Raw genomic sequence first — 14,957 nt, 5'->3', positions numbered from 1 at the left:
TGAGCCCGCTCGCTTATATACTCTCAGGCTTATAGCTCCCTGGCCTTCATCTTCAGTTCATTCAGCAGGCCCATCGCCTGCAGTGGCGTCATATTCATCAGATCCGCACCCTGTACAGCTGAGATCAGCTCTTTCAGAAGCGGATTTTCTTTGGCTGCCGGTGCTGCGACCCCGCCTTTGCGGTTCTTGCGCGGCTCGTCCTCACCAAAGATTGAGAGCTGTACAACCTCATTCTCCTCTTCCTCCGTAGGGGAAGCAAGTGAAACAGCTGCTTCCTGCTGAGCCGCAGCCATGGAAGCCACAGCCTGATTCTCCTGAATCACAGGTCCGGGCCGGTCATTATAGCCTGTACCGTAGTTCAGCGGCACGCTGCCCGGTGGAGATGCCTGTTCGATGCTCTGAAGCAGGCCGTACGCGCGGTCGATGATGCCTTCCGGCAGTCCGGCCAGTCTCGCACAGTAAATTCCGTAGCTGCTGTCCGCCGCTCCCGGCACAAGCTTGCGCAGGAAGTTGACCTTGTCCCCGCTCTCCTGCACCGCCATGGAATAGTTACGGAGTCCGCTCAGACTCTGCTCCAGATGAGCCAGCTCATGGAAATGCGTCGATACCAGTGCTTTGCAGGCGATAGTATCATGCACGTATTCAATCACCGCCTGGGCGATCGCCATACCTTCACTGGTCGAGGTCCCCCGGCCCAGCTCGTCAATGATGATCAGGCTGCGGGCCGTAGCCTTTTCGGTCATGACCTGAATATCGGCCATCTCCACCATGAAGGTGCTCTGGCCGCCGATCAGGTCATCCGCTGCTCCGATCCGCGTGAAGATACGGTCAATCAGCGGAACCTCGGCACTGGATGCCGGCACGAAGCAGCCGATCTGGGCCATTATGCAGATGAGTGCAACCTGGCGCATATACGTGCTTTTACCTGCCATATTCGGTCCGGTAATCAGCAGGATATTGCCCTCATCCTTGCTGAGTGTGCTGCCGTTCGCAATAAACGCGGAATCCTTCAGCACTGCCTCAACCACCGGATGTCGCCCGCCTTCGAGCCGCAGGTCATAGCTGTCGGACAGCTTCGGCTTCACAAAACGGTGCTCGGCGCTAACCGCCGCGAGACATTGATACACATCAATCTCGGCCACCTTCTCGGCAAGCGCCTGCAGCCGGGGAACCTGGGCGCTAATCCGCTCGCGCAGCTCGGTGAACAGGCTGTACTCCAGGTCTGTCATTTTGTCCTGGGCCTCCAGGATCAGTGCTTCCTTCTCCTTCAGCTCCGGGGTAACATAACGCTCGGCATTGGCCAGCGTCTGTTTCCGTTCATATCTGCCTTCCGGAAGTGCAGACAGATTGGAGCGGGTAATTTCAATATAATAGCCGAAGATTTTGTTATAGCCGATCTTCAGGGATTTGATGCCCGTCGCCTGGCGTTCCTTCGCTTCCAGCTCGGCAATCCAGCGTTTGCCGCTGCTGCTGGCTTCACGCAGCTCGTCCAGCCGCTCATGATATCCGCCGCGGATAATTCCTCCGTCACGGACAGACACTGGAGCATCCTCAACAATGGCACGTTCGATATCCTCCCGGAGCTCTGCGCACTCATCCATGGACGTGCCGATCTCCCGCAGGGTGGCCGAACCGGATGTCAGGCACATCTCCTTCAGCGCCGGAATCTGCGCCAGCGACAGCTTCAGCGCGTTCATATCCCGACCATTGGCGCTGCCGAAGGCAATCCGTCCGACGAGCCGCTCCAGATCATAGATTTCTTTCAGTGCTCCGCGCAAATCCTCGCGGACGATAAACTGGTTATACAAATAGTCGACAGCTTCGAGGCGGCGTTCAATCGGCGCACGCTGCAGAAGCGGCTTGTCGATCCGGCGGCGCAGCAGACGCCCGCCCATCGAGGTTTCGGTGCGGTCGAGGAGCCAGAGCAGCGAGCCTTTTTTGGAGCGCTCCCTTACGGTTTCGGTCAGCTCCAGATTGCGCCGGGTGAACGGATCAAGAATCATATAATTTCCGGGCTCATAAGGCGAAATCTGGGTGAGCTGCCCAAGCGACCGGCGCTGGGTCTCGCTGAAATAGGAGATCAGCAGCGCCAGACAGCGGCCGCGTTCCTTCTCCAGCCGTACCCATGCCGCTTCGCCGAACTGGCGGCGGGCCAGTCCTTCCTCCTGCTTGTCCCACGGTGTATAAACTACTGGCTTAGCCAGCAGGGAGGCTTCACTGCGCAGCTGCTCCAGGAGCGCCGCGTCCCCGATAATCTCTGCCGGCTCATAGATGCCGATCTCATCCCGCAGCCATTCGGTGCTGGAGAGTACAGAGGTGACATATAGCTCACCTGTTGTTAAATCGCAGGCAGCCAGTGCCGTCATTCCATCTTCCTCAGTCACACAGACGAGGTAATTGTTGCTTTTGTCCGTTATAATTTTGCCGTCCATCACGGTGCCCGGTGTAACTACGCGGACGATATCGCGGCGGACCATCCCTTTGGTCACCGCAGGATCATCGAGCTGCTCGCAGATAGCGACCTTGTAGCCTTTCTCGATCAGGCGCTGTATGTACCCCTCGGCAGCATGATGCGGCACTCCGCACATTGGAATCTTTTCGCCGACCCCGCCATCACGGCCTGTTAGTGTAATCTCAAGCTCCTTCGAGGCAAGCAAGGCATCCTCAAAGAACATTTCATAGAAATCGCCCAGACGAAAGAAAAGGAAAGCGTCTTTTGCCCCTTCCTTCACTTTTAAATACTGCTGAATCATCGGCGTATAGTTTGCCATCGTCTACCTCCATGCCTACTTCATACTGTTCTCTATTATAGCAGAAACTTCCCTCTCAAAGTTACCCGCAGCCTCTTCCGGTCTCCTGCTAAAACCTGGTGTACAGATTTTCCGGCCGGCTGGCAGCAGCTTTTCTCGCTGTAATACAGCGTTTTTCCTTTGGCGTTAAGCCAATTAGAACGAATTTATATTTTCAAGCCCATAATATTCTATAATATGATCTATGAAAACGATTGTACATTCTATCTTATGTAAGGAGGAAAAATCGTGATAAGAAAACTGAATGAAGCTGACCGCATCCCGCTGATGGCGCTGTTGCACAAAGACCCTGCACTCAATTTGTTTATCATCGGGGATGTGGAGAATTTCGGGTTTGAACAGGATTTCATGGAGCTGTGGGGCGAGATGGATGAACCGGACGGCCGGTTCAAAGCGGTGATGCTGCGGTTCTATGGAAGTTTTTTGCCCTATGCAGAGGGTCCTTTTGACGTGGAAGGATTCGCGGAGCTGGTAAGAAAGAGCGGGAAGGCCGAAATGCTCTCGGGTTCATCACAGGTAATTGAGAAATTCCGCCAGGTGCTGGACTGTAAATCCGAGAAGCAGATGTTCTTCGCCGAGCTTAAGGAAATGAATGAACAAATTCGTGCTGCGGCTGCTGCCCCGGGCGGTTTCCGGAGTGCGACAATCCATGATGTGGAGGCGGTATGTTCCCTTACGGATCTGATCGAAGAATTCTCAGGCAGTTCGGCAGACTCGCGTCAAACGCTGCACAAAGCACTGGAGAGCAAGACCGGACGCACCTATTTCGCGGAAAAAGAGGGTAAAGTTGTTGCAACGGCTTCCACTGCGGCGGAAAACTCCATGTCGGCGATGATCATTGCTGTAGCGACCCATCCGGAATACAGGGGACAAGGGTTAGCCACGCAGGTGGTCGCCCGTCTAAGCGCCGATGTACTGGAAGAAGGCAAGTCACTGTGTCTTTTCTATAACAATCCGCAAGCGGGATTAATCTACAAAAAGCTCGGGTTCACTGACATCGGGACATGGTCCATGCTATACATATAGGAATTTGGAGCCCTGTCCTTGTGGAAGCGTGGGGCCTGCTTTAGAGGGAACAATAACGAAAATTGATGTAGTAGAGGCTGTAAAAACCGTGATCCGCTAACTTGCTATATAATCCTGCACATAATACAACATTCTCCTCATCCTACCGGCCCAAACCCAATAATGTTGTATAAAAAGCAGGATTTCTCCTTTTCCAAGCGGATTAGCGGGATTATTCTTGTATTTTATACAACAATCTTCACAAACACCCGGCTGCCCATGAATCAAAGTTGTAGAACGTACAACATTTATGTCTACATCGCTTACTGAGTTGTCTCCATTCTGCCGGTAAAGAATTGTTTGTGAAGAATGGATGTTTTGCTCTAGCCCACAACGATTGCAATTTCCCGGATTCTCTCCCGAATCGTTGCTTGAATTATATTTTGCCCGCTTTGGGATTTTTGTTCGGGCTCTATTTGTTAATTTGTTCAACTACACAAATCACCCCGCACCGGGAGGCGAGGGGGAATCGTGAACGGCGGCTGCCTGCTGTTATATAGGCAGGCACTATTGAAAAGTATCTTCCGGCCTGGCCGGGCGCGTCCCGGAGACTGACGGTGCGCTGCCGCACCACAAGCCGCGGATATCACGCGACTCGTCCCAGGTCTGCTGCGCGGCTAAAGAGCGCAGCAGAGGATCTATGTAGCTGGCGGCGGCTGCGTAGCCGCCCAGCGCGCGAAGCTGCGCCTCCAGGGGAGGCCAGGCTTCGCGGAGCGGTTGCTTGTCGCCGCTGTAGAAGGCGGCATGCAGCTTCTCCCGGTCGAGCGGGCGCAGCGGCAGCTCTTCATAATGGCTCACGATCAGGTGAGCCAGGCAGACCGCGCCTTTGGCGATGACCGGGGATACCAGGAAGCTCGGCAGCGTCCGGTATTCGAAGCCGCCATGCGGCTGCCGCCGGAAATCGCCGAGCACGCCATAGCGGGGACGCCGGGCCGCAGCCCGGATGTCCTCGAGCAGCAGCATGGGCAGCGCGAGATAGTTGTCGAGCGCGCGCAGCAGCGGCGCGCACAGCGTCACGCCGCTGAAGTGCAGGTGGCCGCCGAGGGCCCAGCCCCGCAGCGGCATGCCTCCCGCCCGCCAGCGGAGCGAGCGGTCGGCGATGAGCCGGTCCGCCTCGCGCGCGGCGGACATCAGCTGCGCCAGCAGCGCGCGCGGTTCCCCGCGCGGCGCAGGGCGCAGCTCCGCCACCGGGAACACGCCGCGCGTTCCCGGGGGTCCGGCGTCGCAGCCCGCGACGCCGTCCATGGGCAGGTACCGCGACGCCGGCACGACGCGGCCCGTGGATTCCCGGAGCAGCAGGAACTCCGGGTCCATACCCATAAGCAGCCCGGCACGGCCTGGCTGCTCAAGGGCAAGGGAACGGGCCAGCTCCCGCGAGGCTGCACGGTACGGCTCAGGCAGCGGCTTACCGGGTACCGGCATCAACGGAGTGATGCCTGTCACCACATAACGCCGCCCGCCCATGGCCCGAAGCTCCACCTCGCCGCTGTCCAGCCCCAGGCTGTACAGCGCCCGGACCGCCGTTACACGGACAGCACCTGCCACCCCCCGCATCTCACTTCCGCCACCCACTCCGCCATAACTGTTCCCGCTATCACTTCCGGCACCCGTGCTCTCATAGCTGTTCTCGTCATGCCCCGAAATTCCCGCTCCTCTATTGCGGTCCCCACTATTACTTCTGGCACCCGCTCCGCCATAACCGCCCTCTCCTCTCACCGGCCCCAAAAAAGCAGCATTCATAGCCGCCCCTGCACCCAGAGGCTGGCACTCCAGCACAGCCAGATTGAAAATAACCACCCGGTAGTGCTGCCTGTAACTTGCGGGGTCTTGTCCATGGGAATATGTATGACTCTCTCTTGCATCCTTCCGCCGTGCTGGTCTGCCGATAGCCCCGGGGTCCGCTTCAATCCCGCAGCGCCGGAGTCTGCGCATAATCTGCTCCGGTGCCAGCTGAAGGAATAAGTTAAGCCCTTCGTTCATCCTTATGCCACCGCCCATCCGAAATTCTTCATGCCGCGCCTACAGCTGCATCATCCCTAATAACCGGATAGCCCGCCCTTCTGCAGTACGCAGATGAAGCTTTTGGTGCTGAAACCTAACCCCAAAATATTTTAAAAAAAAGAGGGCATTCGCCCTCTACGCCGCTGCCCTCTCATCATATAATGGATCATAACCCAACACAGTAACAGAAAGGCAGCGGCGTATTCCTTCCTTACAGCTCATCATCCAGGGCGTCAGGGTCCAGATCATCGTAATCAAAACTCTCGCCGTCAAAATCATAGTCCTTGTCTTCCAGATCATCACTCTGATCGCTGACATACACGCGGACCTTGGTCTCAGCCACCAGCTCCGCCTCGAACTCCCGTTCCACCCGGAGCGTCACACTGCCGCCGCCCGGCGATACCCCGGCTTCCACACAATTGGGTTCCTGCGTTGCCTCCGCAGAGACCTGTGCCGTGGAAGCACGGTGTCTCGGGTCCAGATACGACAATGGAATAAGCTCCACATAGGAGACCGTTTCCTTGGCAACCTCGGTCTGCTTGTTTTTGTCGTACGAGTACCAGATGTTCACATCATAAGTACCGATTACTTCGATTCCGTTCCCGGCGGCAACCGCTTCGTACTGGTGGTTGATAATCCAAGCCCCCAGAATACTAGTCGGATGATGTGGCGGAGTCACGGTATGGGTTGCGGTAGAGAACTTACGACCTTTGCCGCAAATTGCCTTCGTAATGATCTCCCTTGTTTGACGTTTATGGCTTAATGACATCTTTGAACCTCCTCCATACAATCATTCACTATCAAGTGTATGCACGTTCTGGGCATTTGTTGATTGTTAGAGTAGAAATAAATTTGGGTAAGCCCTCGTGAGAGTCTAATTAAGCCTCCTGCTTCATTTTATTGCTAAAATTAGCCAGTTATGAGTCCCGCTTCCGAAAAAAACAAAAGGCAGCCCTTCCCCAAAATATGGGAACCGCTACCTTTTTTTCGTTTTACGATATTTCACTCTGTGCTTATTGCGGAATTACACGCACAATGCCCAATTGCCTGTGACGGCTCAGATCAATGAAATCGTCATCGATATTCACCAGGGGACGCAGCGGATCATGGGCCAGAATCATGATGATTTTGCCGATCCGTCCGTCTGTGAGCAGTACCTCATTGCCGATCATCGATTGCATCAGTTTATTGATGAACACACTGCAGATATAAGGATCCAGCTTGCCGTAGACATTATCGTCCATCTGCCTGAGCACCTCATACAAAGGGGCGGCTGTGCGGTAGAAGCGGTCTGAGGTCATCGCATGAAAAATATCCGCCACCGCGACAATTTTGCTGAAATCGGTAATCCGGTGCCCCAGCACCCCAAAGGGGTAGCCGCTGCCGTCCATCCGTTCATGATGCTGCAGCGCAACAAGCGCCTGCATGTGAGTGGTGCCCACGGTATCCCGGATCATTTCATATCCAAGGGTGGTATGCTTCTTCATCAGCGCATATTCTTCCTCACTCAGCGGACCGGGTTTGGTGAGAATTTCAGCCGGAATCATAATTTTGCCGATATCATGAAGAGTCGCTGCGATGGTCAGCATGCTTAGCTCGTCCGGCTTCAGCTTCAGCCATTTGCCAAGCAGCGTGGAGATAATACCAACCGCAACATTATGCCTGTATGTATAATCATCCTTGGACTGCAGTGCAGCCAATATTCCGTAGAAATCGTTCTTCTCACTTACCTGCTGGATAAAAGGAATGACTTCATTTCTGAGCTCTATCATCGGCAGCCTTTTGGTCTTGGTATAGCGGAGCTGGTCAAAAATGCTCTCCATCGCTGCTGTGCAGTCATCCACGGCCAGCTGATAGAATGCCGCGTTGTCCACCTGAAGGACATCATGCGGCTCCAGGAGGATTTTGTGCTGGGAGATCAGCCGGATATGTTCCCCGCTTAATAAGGTCATCGCCGGCAGAACAAACACACCGCTATGATTAAAAAGGTTGGCTGCAAGCTGTTTGCCGATATATTGTTCATTGCTGTTGTTCATGTTCCTCACCTGCCAGTGCAGCCGTCCACCGGAGTGAACCGCTGCTGTAATTGGAAGCATCGCGGCCTCATCTACAATCTTATCCTGAAATGTGTTTCTCTGTCCCGAACAGAAAATGAACATAACTATAGAGATAAGCTCACTTTAAGTGCTTATATATCTTATCGTTAATTCACACCGTAATGTTAATACCTGAGACATATTTACCTTCCTGCTCAAGCATTTCCCTTTGCGGGCAGCTTGTCCTTCACCGGTCTCGGATCGACCGGACTTTTATAGCGTTTGGCAATTTTGAGATAGAGCGCAAGCTCCCGGCATAACTGCAGAATAGCGGAGCGGATCTCGAATACCTCACGGGAATCCGGGAGCTCCATCTGCTGAAACTCCTGCTGCAGATCATCCAGCAGCTTCTCCGTCCGGCCGGTATATTCCTCAGCCAGCACATCGCCGCTAAGCTGATCGAACAGCTCCGCAACCATATCACCATGCGGCAGCTGGCGGTATACCTGAGAGAGAAGCTGCATCATATTCTGGATTGACTCCAGCTGCTCCTTGCGCATGTAGAAGTACACATTCCAGGCTTCATCCGGATGGATCACATGATTCTCCATCTCCCTTGAAGCCGCGGTCAGACCCTTCTGCACCGCTTCACCGGCTCCGATCAGTTCCTTTCCGTCCCATACATAAGCGGGATCACGCAGGGTTCTGGCAATCTGCCGGAAGATAACCGAGAAATAGCCGTCCACCTCTTTGCGGATACCGGCAATCATGTCTCCGGTCTGCGGCATATAGATGAAGTTGACGAGTCCGGCCGAACCCAGGCCGATAATCAGCAGCTCAATCTGCTGCAGCAGGATGTGAACGGTAATGTCAGCTTGTCCAAAAACACGGAACACAATAACGGAGCTGGTGACAATCCCCTCTTTGAAGCCGGATTTGACGATAAGCGGGAAGCCGAACAGTACATACAGTCCGAGAACCCAATAATGAAAGCCCAGGGTGAAAAAGAGAATACAGCCCAAAAAGAGTCCCACCAGCGAGGCGAAGAAGCGTGCCGTGATCGTGCGGAGACTCCTTTTGCGCGTTGTTTCCACCCCGAGAATGGCCAGCAGTCCCGCGCTTTGCGCATTGGGAATACCTGCGGCGGCGGCCAGCAGAATGGACAGCAGAGTTGCAGCCGCCGTTTTGATAATACGAAATCCCATGTTAATACCTCTCCTACAAAGTTCAGCTTCAATATTCAGGTAAAGATATAGTCATGGTACAAGATTTTGCCGGGAGACACAATATTACATTATTCTACCTCCGAGACAATAACAGCTTCTCCACATATACAACCAGCTGATACATGGCTGTAGCCACCGCGGCGATAATAAGCAGACTGGACATGACGAGCGTGAAATTGAACACCTGAAAGCCATAGATAATCAGATAACCCAGCCCCGATTTGGCCACCAGAAATTCCCCTACAATGACTCCGACCCATGACATCCCGACATTCACCTTCAGCGTGGAGACCACCGTAGGGAAGGACGCCGGAAGAATCACCTTGTTAAATTCCTGTACTCTGGAAGCGCCGAATGAACGGACAACCTTAACCAGATTCGGGTCCACACTGCAAAAGCTGTTGTACACCACCAGAGTGGTAATAATCACCGTAATGGATAACGTGGTGACCACAATCGCGGTGAACCCGGCGCCGAACATAACAATGAAGATCGGACCCAGCGCCACCTTCGGCATACTGTTGAAGACGACCATATAAGGATCAAGTACGGCAGACAGAAAAGGCGACCACCAGATGATCACAGCCAGCAGCGTCCCAAGCAGGGTTCCGAGAATAAACCCGACTACTGTCTCTCCTACAGTCATCCCCAGATGCGGCCAAAGACTGCCGCTGACCATGTCATCCCAAATTTGCCGGAACACTTTCGTCGGGTAGCTGAAGAGCAGTTCATCAATCCAGCCCAGCCTGGCCCCCGCTTCCCAGAGCACAAAGAACAGGATCAGGATACTGCTTCTTACGATCAGAACCTGAGTCTTGCGGCGCAGCTTCTTCTTCCTGTAGTCCGCATGCTTTTGTTCCAGCCAAAGTGCACGGGAGGCCGCCACTTCTGCGGGCAATTCCGTCTTCACACGCCTTCCCTCCCTGCCAGCTCCATTTCCTTCCACACTTCATGAAAAAGCTCCGCGAATCCGGGCAAGTCCCGCGCATACAGCGGCGGGGTACTGCGGATGGCTTCCGGAACCTGAAAAATCCTGCGGATCCTTCCCGGATTCCGCTGGAGCAGAATGACCCGGCTGCTGACGGCGATTGCCTCAGACAGGTCGTGAGTAACCAGAATAGCCGTTGTTCCCCGGCGCATCAGCGTCTCCGAGACCAGATCCTCCAGCTGCAGCTTAATCTGGTAATCCAGCGCGGAGAACGGTTCATCCAGCAGCAGCAGGCCGGGATCTGTCGCCAGCGTCCGCACCAGAGCGACGCGCTGGCGCATTCCGCCCGAGAGCTGAGCCGGAAAGGCAAGCTCCTTGCCCGCAAGCCCCATATCGGCCAGCAGCTGCAGGGTTTTGCTGCGCGACTCTTCATCCAGCCTTCCGGTCAGCTCCAGGCCAAGCAGTGCATTATCCTGAATGCTCCTCCAGGGAAACAGATAATCCTGCTGCAGCATATAACCTACTTCAGGAGACGGCCCAGCCGCAGAGCGTCCGCTGAGTAAAACTTCGCCCCGCGAGGGCCGCAGCAGCCCGGCAATGATCGACAGCAGCGTCGTCTTGCCGCAGCCGCTGGGCCCGACGAGGCTGACGAACTCACCCTGGCCCACGCTGAGATTGAAATCCTCGATCGCAAGCGAAGCCTCGCGGTCTCCCAGATAGGCGTGCGTGATTTCCTTCAACTCCACTACTGGAAGCATATCAGCCCTCCTAAAAGTTTTGCGTAAAAATCACATCTTCGATTCTTCTCTGCAGCAAAACTCGCTTCGGAAGCATCAACTTAGTTTGTGAGCATTACTTCTCACGATTCTGCATCGAACAAACTCGCTTCGTAAGCATCAACTTAGTTTTGCGTAAAAATTCACATCTTCGATTCTTCTTTGCGGCAAAACTCGCTTCGGAAGCATCAACTTAGTTTGTGAGCATTACTTCTCACGATTCTGCATCGAACAAACTAGCTCCGGAAGCATCACAACCCTACTTAATGCTGCTCTCCGCTTTTTCGGCAAAAGTATTATCCACAATCTTGCCCGAAGGGACACGTTCCTTCAGCTCACCGGCGTTGTCGATCACATCAAGCAGATTGTTCCATTCCTTATCATCAATTACCGGGTTTACCGCATAGGTATCCTGATCCTTATAGCGGCTGATGGCGGAGACAACTATATTCCGGTCCGTTTTATCAAAATAAGGCATAACCGCATCAGCGATTTCTTCCGCGCTATGATCCTTCACCCACAATTGTGCACGCTGGATGGCATTGGTGAATTTCTGCACTGTGTCTTTGTTTTTGCTGATGTAGCTCTCCTTGGACATGAACACGGTATACGGGAGATAACCGCTCTCTACGCCAAATGAAGCGACAACCTGGCCCCTTCCTTCACTCTCGAAGATCGATGCCTGCGGTTCAAACAGCTGTACATAATCCCCTGTCCCGGAAGCAAAAGCACCGGCAATATTGGCAAAATCAATATTCTGAATCAGCGTCAGATCACTGGCGGTATCAATCCCCTTGTTCAGGAGGGTAAATGCGCCGGCCATTTGCGGCATGCCGCCTTGCCTTTGACCCAGGAAAGTTGACCCTTTAACTTTGTCCCATGTGAAAGCACTATCCGGTGTACGTGCGAATAAGAATGTTCCATCCCGCTGCGTGAGCTGGGCAAAATTGATCACAGGGTCATCCGCCCCCTGCTGATACACATAAATCGAAGTTTCCGAGCCGACCAGGGCTACATCTATAGCACCGGAGAGCAGCGCCGTCATCGTTTTATCCCCGCCCGGTATGGTCTGCAGCTCGACATCCAGCCCTTCCTCCTTGAAGAAATTCTGGGACAACGCCACATACTCCGGCGCGTAGAACACGGAGCGGGTAACCTCACCGATCTTCACCTTCACTACAGCCGAATTACCGCCACACCCGGCGAGTACTGCGAAACACGTGACAATCATCAGGAGCGACAATGACAGTTTTTTCTTGAGATTCATCTTCATTCTCCTTTCTTCCCGGGTCTTTCGCCCTTGCTCTATGCATATGCGGTTGCCCGCCGAAAGGTTAAAGAACTGTATTGCTATCGTTTGCACAAAAAATCTGCGTTCTATAAAGCGATTTGTATATATTTTCGGCCGATTTTCCGGATAGGGATTAATCGAATGCTCATATCAGGTAATAAAATAGACTAAATCAAAGAATTTAAGCGATAAATCCAGATTACTTCATTAAAAACCGCTCCTATGGATGTATCTCTCCATATTCAGGTTGTGCAAACGTTTTACCTAGAGTGGCGTTTCCAATAAGATGAAACAATAAAGCGCTTACGAAGTTGCATATTTAATGAAGCAAAATATCCTGAATGCCTGAAAGGAGTTTTAATTCTATGTCTCGTTCTTCATCAGTTATGCCAACAACCCGTATGCTGCATGCCTTAGCAATCACTGGCCTGGCTGCGGTGCTGCTGGCCGGTTGCAGCAGCACTGAGCGCACAGGCGGAAATCATGCTGCCGGTGTCTCATCCGCACAACCTTCCTCTCCCCTTCACAGTACAGAACCGCAATCAGGGGCAGGGGTACAGAACAACGGCGCTGTGCAATCTGCCGCTAATCCGAATGCAGCTGTGGACGAGCAGCCTTCCACCGTATTTTATGAAATATTCGTCCGCTCCTTCTACGATTCAGACGGGGATGGTATCGGTGATCTGCAGGGGATCACGGAGAAACTGGATTATTTGAATGACGGGGACCCGGGAACCCACGAGGATCTGGGTGTAGGAGGAATATGGCTGATGCCGGTTAACCCCTCGCCCAGCTATCACGGGTATGATGTAACCGATTACCGGAGTATTAACCCGGACTATGGAACACTCGAAGATATGCAGACACTGATCAAGGAGGCACATAAACGGGGCATCAAGGTAATTATGGATCTGGTAGTGAACCATACGTCCAAGGCTCATCCCTGGTTTGTGGATTCAGCCAGGGATCCAGGCAGCCCATACCGCAGCTGGTATATCTGGGCCGAAGATCAGAAGCGCCCGGTCAGTGGAACCAGTGCTGCCGGCAGCGGCAGTCCGTGGCATGCTCTGCGGGGAAGCCACTATATGGGGACTTTCTGGGAGGGAATGCCGGATCTCAACTTCGATAATCCTGAGGTCCGCCGGGAAATGAAGAGCATCGGAACCTATTGGCTGGAACAAGGCGTTGACGGGTTCCGTCTGGATGCTGCAAAGCATATTTATGAGGATCTTCTTTCGGACAAAAGTACGGCGACAACAGCCAAGAATGTAGCCTGGTGGCAGGAATTCCGCACAGCCATGAACGGGGTGAACCCGCAGGCTTTTATCGTGGGTGAGGTCTGGGAGAATTCCGCTGTATCCGTAGGGGCCTATCTAGATCAGGCCTTCAATTCCGGATTTAACTTCGGGCTTGCTGAAACGCTTGTCCATTCGGCTCAAACGGAGAAGGACAGCGGAGCCGCGTTTACCCTGGAACGGACCTACAAGCTGTATTCGCAAATCTCAGGCGGTGCTTTCACGGATGCAATTTTCCTGACCAATCATGATCAGAACAGGGTCATGAGCCAGCTTGAGAATCAGCCAGATCATGCCGCAATGGCGGCAGCCATGCTGCTGACCCTGCCGGGTAATCCATTTATCTATTATGGGGAAGAGATCGGGCTGCTGGGTGTGAAGCCGGATGAAGGCATCCGCGAGCCCATGAAATGGACGCCGGACGGAGGGGATGCAGGTCAGACTTCGTGGGAGCCGGGCAGCAATAACGCTGCGAATCCCGGGGCCGATGTAGAGAGCCAGCAAAAACGCAGGGATTCACTGCTGGTGCGCTACCGCGAGCTTATTCAGCTGCGGGAAGAGGTGCCGGCCCTGCGAGACGGGGACATACGTGATTACCCTTCCGGGAACGGGGGAATTATGGCTTATGAACGGATAACCGCCAGGCAGCAGGTCCTTGTTATTCATAACCTAACGGGATCGGCACAGACGATGCAGCTTCATACCGGAACTGGAGGCATTACATATGCTGGTATCCTCAGATCAGTTGGCGGCAAGGCCGCACTCGGCAGCGGCGGACTCACGCTTCCTGCTTACACAACAGTTATTCTGGAGTACAAATCGGAGTAGAATGCATGACCCACTCATAAAAGGCGCAGCACAGCTCTGCCTTCGTGAGCGGAGCGGCGATCAGATAGTCCCGCGCGGGCTCGGCGCTCATCCGCAGGAGCCAGCCGCCAGAAGCGTTCTCAAAATATGAAGCCTGCTGAAGGCTCCAGCTGCTGCCGGCACGGGAGCATAACCGCAATTCTCCGGTCATTTCCGGGCCTAACATAACCTTGGCCAGTTCAGTTGAACTGGCCAAATCACCCGTTTCCTCTCCCAGGTACTCAGCCAGCATACATAAACTGCAGGACCCTGCTTGTTGTTTAATCTCCTCATACCTGCTTCTGGACAGGAAGAGTGCCGGAACAGACACCATGCGGGTCTCTGCATATTCAAAGCAATTAAAAAGATAATAGCAGGCCCGCTTCATCTCATTAGGCTCCTTCAATTCATAACCGAAAGGGTCTTCTTCCAGTATACCGGTAACAACTATTTTATCTTTATGTATTTGCATGCATACATCCTGCGAAGTTTCGCCTTCCATGTACTTCACCCTGCAAATCCCTACTGCGCCAGAGACTGTCTGCAGAATATCCGCCACCACTTTCCGCTCTGTTTCACCGGGGAACAGAAACTGTGCTAAACAGATTACATCTTGAGTTTTCACATCCATATATCCTTCCCTATTCCCATAAATCTGAAATTTATTGTCAATGAGTGGCTTT

The 14,957-nt window shown here is 53.5% G+C and carries 11 protein-coding genes; 2 read left to right on the top strand and 9 right to left on the bottom strand.

Annotated features, from left to right (window positions below; all coding sequences use genetic code 11):
- Positions 1 to 29: 29 nt before the first annotated feature.
- Positions 30 to 2,771 carry a DNA mismatch repair protein MutS gene (mutS, locus tag MHI42_RS36025; RefSeq protein ID WP_342422271.1) on the bottom strand — a complete coding sequence of 914 codons (2,742 nt, stop codon included), beginning with the start codon at positions 2,769 to 2,771 and terminating at the stop codon, positions 30 to 32.
- A 267-nt stretch (positions 2,772 to 3,038) separates the two neighbouring features.
- On the opposite strand from mutS, the gene MHI42_RS36020 reads away from it, so the two are divergent.
- Entirely contained in the window at positions 3,039 to 3,836 is a 798-nt protein-coding gene (locus MHI42_RS36020; RefSeq protein ID WP_340986735.1) for a GNAT family N-acetyltransferase, read from the top strand.
- A 546-nt stretch (positions 3,837 to 4,382) separates the two neighbouring features.
- Here the strand turns inward: MHI42_RS36020 and MHI42_RS36015 are convergent.
- The 7 genes from MHI42_RS36015 to MHI42_RS35985 form a co-directional block, all read right to left on the bottom strand.
- A complete protein-coding gene (locus MHI42_RS36015) occupies positions 4,383 to 5,855 on the bottom strand; it encodes a hypothetical protein (RefSeq protein ID WP_342422270.1) in 1,473 nt (490 codons plus the stop codon).
- Between the two features lie 232 nt (positions 5,856 to 6,087).
- The gene (locus tag MHI42_RS36010) at positions 6,088 to 6,645 is read right to left on the bottom strand and encodes an outer spore coat protein CotE (protein WP_039310097.1); all 558 of its coding nucleotides are present in this window, start codon (positions 6,643 to 6,645) and stop codon (positions 6,088 to 6,090) included.
- A gap of 244 nt (positions 6,646 to 6,889) precedes the next feature.
- Entirely contained in the window at positions 6,890 to 7,972 is a 1,083-nt protein-coding gene (locus MHI42_RS36005) for an HD-GYP domain-containing protein (protein ID WP_342422269.1), read from the bottom strand.
- A gap of 155 nt (positions 7,973 to 8,127) precedes the next feature.
- The gene (locus MHI42_RS36000; protein ID WP_076242991.1) at positions 8,128 to 9,117 is read right to left on the bottom strand and encodes an aromatic acid exporter family protein; all 990 of its coding nucleotides are present in this window, start codon (positions 9,115 to 9,117) and stop codon (positions 8,128 to 8,130) included.
- Between the two features lie 94 nt (positions 9,118 to 9,211).
- Positions 9,212 to 10,048: an ABC transporter permease gene (locus tag MHI42_RS35995; RefSeq protein WP_081970038.1), complete on the bottom strand. Its 837-nt coding sequence runs from the start codon at positions 10,046 to 10,048 to the stop codon at positions 9,212 to 9,214.
- Entirely contained in the window at positions 10,045 to 10,824 is a 780-nt protein-coding gene (locus tag MHI42_RS35990; RefSeq protein ID WP_039310093.1) for an ABC transporter ATP-binding protein, read from the bottom strand. Before MHI42_RS35990 ends, MHI42_RS35995 begins: the two co-directional genes overlap by 4 nt.
- A 277-nt stretch (positions 10,825 to 11,101) precedes the next feature.
- Positions 11,102 to 12,109 (bottom strand): ABC transporter substrate-binding protein, encoded by a 1,008-nt coding sequence (locus tag MHI42_RS35985; protein ID WP_342422268.1) that lies wholly within the window; start codon positions 12,107 to 12,109, stop codon positions 11,102 to 11,104.
- Between the two features lie 410 nt (positions 12,110 to 12,519).
- Between MHI42_RS35985 and MHI42_RS35980 the strand changes: the two genes are divergently transcribed.
- Positions 12,520 to 14,256, top strand: coding sequence for an alpha-amylase family glycosyl hydrolase (locus MHI42_RS35980; RefSeq protein ID WP_342422266.1), 1,737 nt, complete (start codon positions 12,520 to 12,522; stop codon positions 14,254 to 14,256).
- On the opposite strand, the gene MHI42_RS35975 is transcribed toward MHI42_RS35980, so the two are convergent.
- Positions 14,231 to 14,899 carry a hypothetical protein gene (locus MHI42_RS35975; RefSeq protein ID WP_342422265.1) on the bottom strand — a complete coding sequence of 223 codons (669 nt, stop codon included), beginning with the start codon at positions 14,897 to 14,899 and terminating at the stop codon, positions 14,231 to 14,233. The two genes, MHI42_RS35980 and MHI42_RS35975, sit on opposite strands and share 26 nt — an antisense overlap.
- Positions 14,900 to 14,957 lie beyond the last annotated feature (58 nt).

The organism is Paenibacillus sp. FSL E2-0178 (assembly GCF_038593005.1).
Taxonomy (GTDB): domain Bacteria; phylum Bacillota; class Bacilli; order Paenibacillales; family Paenibacillaceae; genus Paenibacillus_AQ; species Paenibacillus_AQ phytohabitans.
Note: the sequence above shows the minus strand (reverse complement) of the source record. Positions and strands in the feature narration are given on the sequence as shown.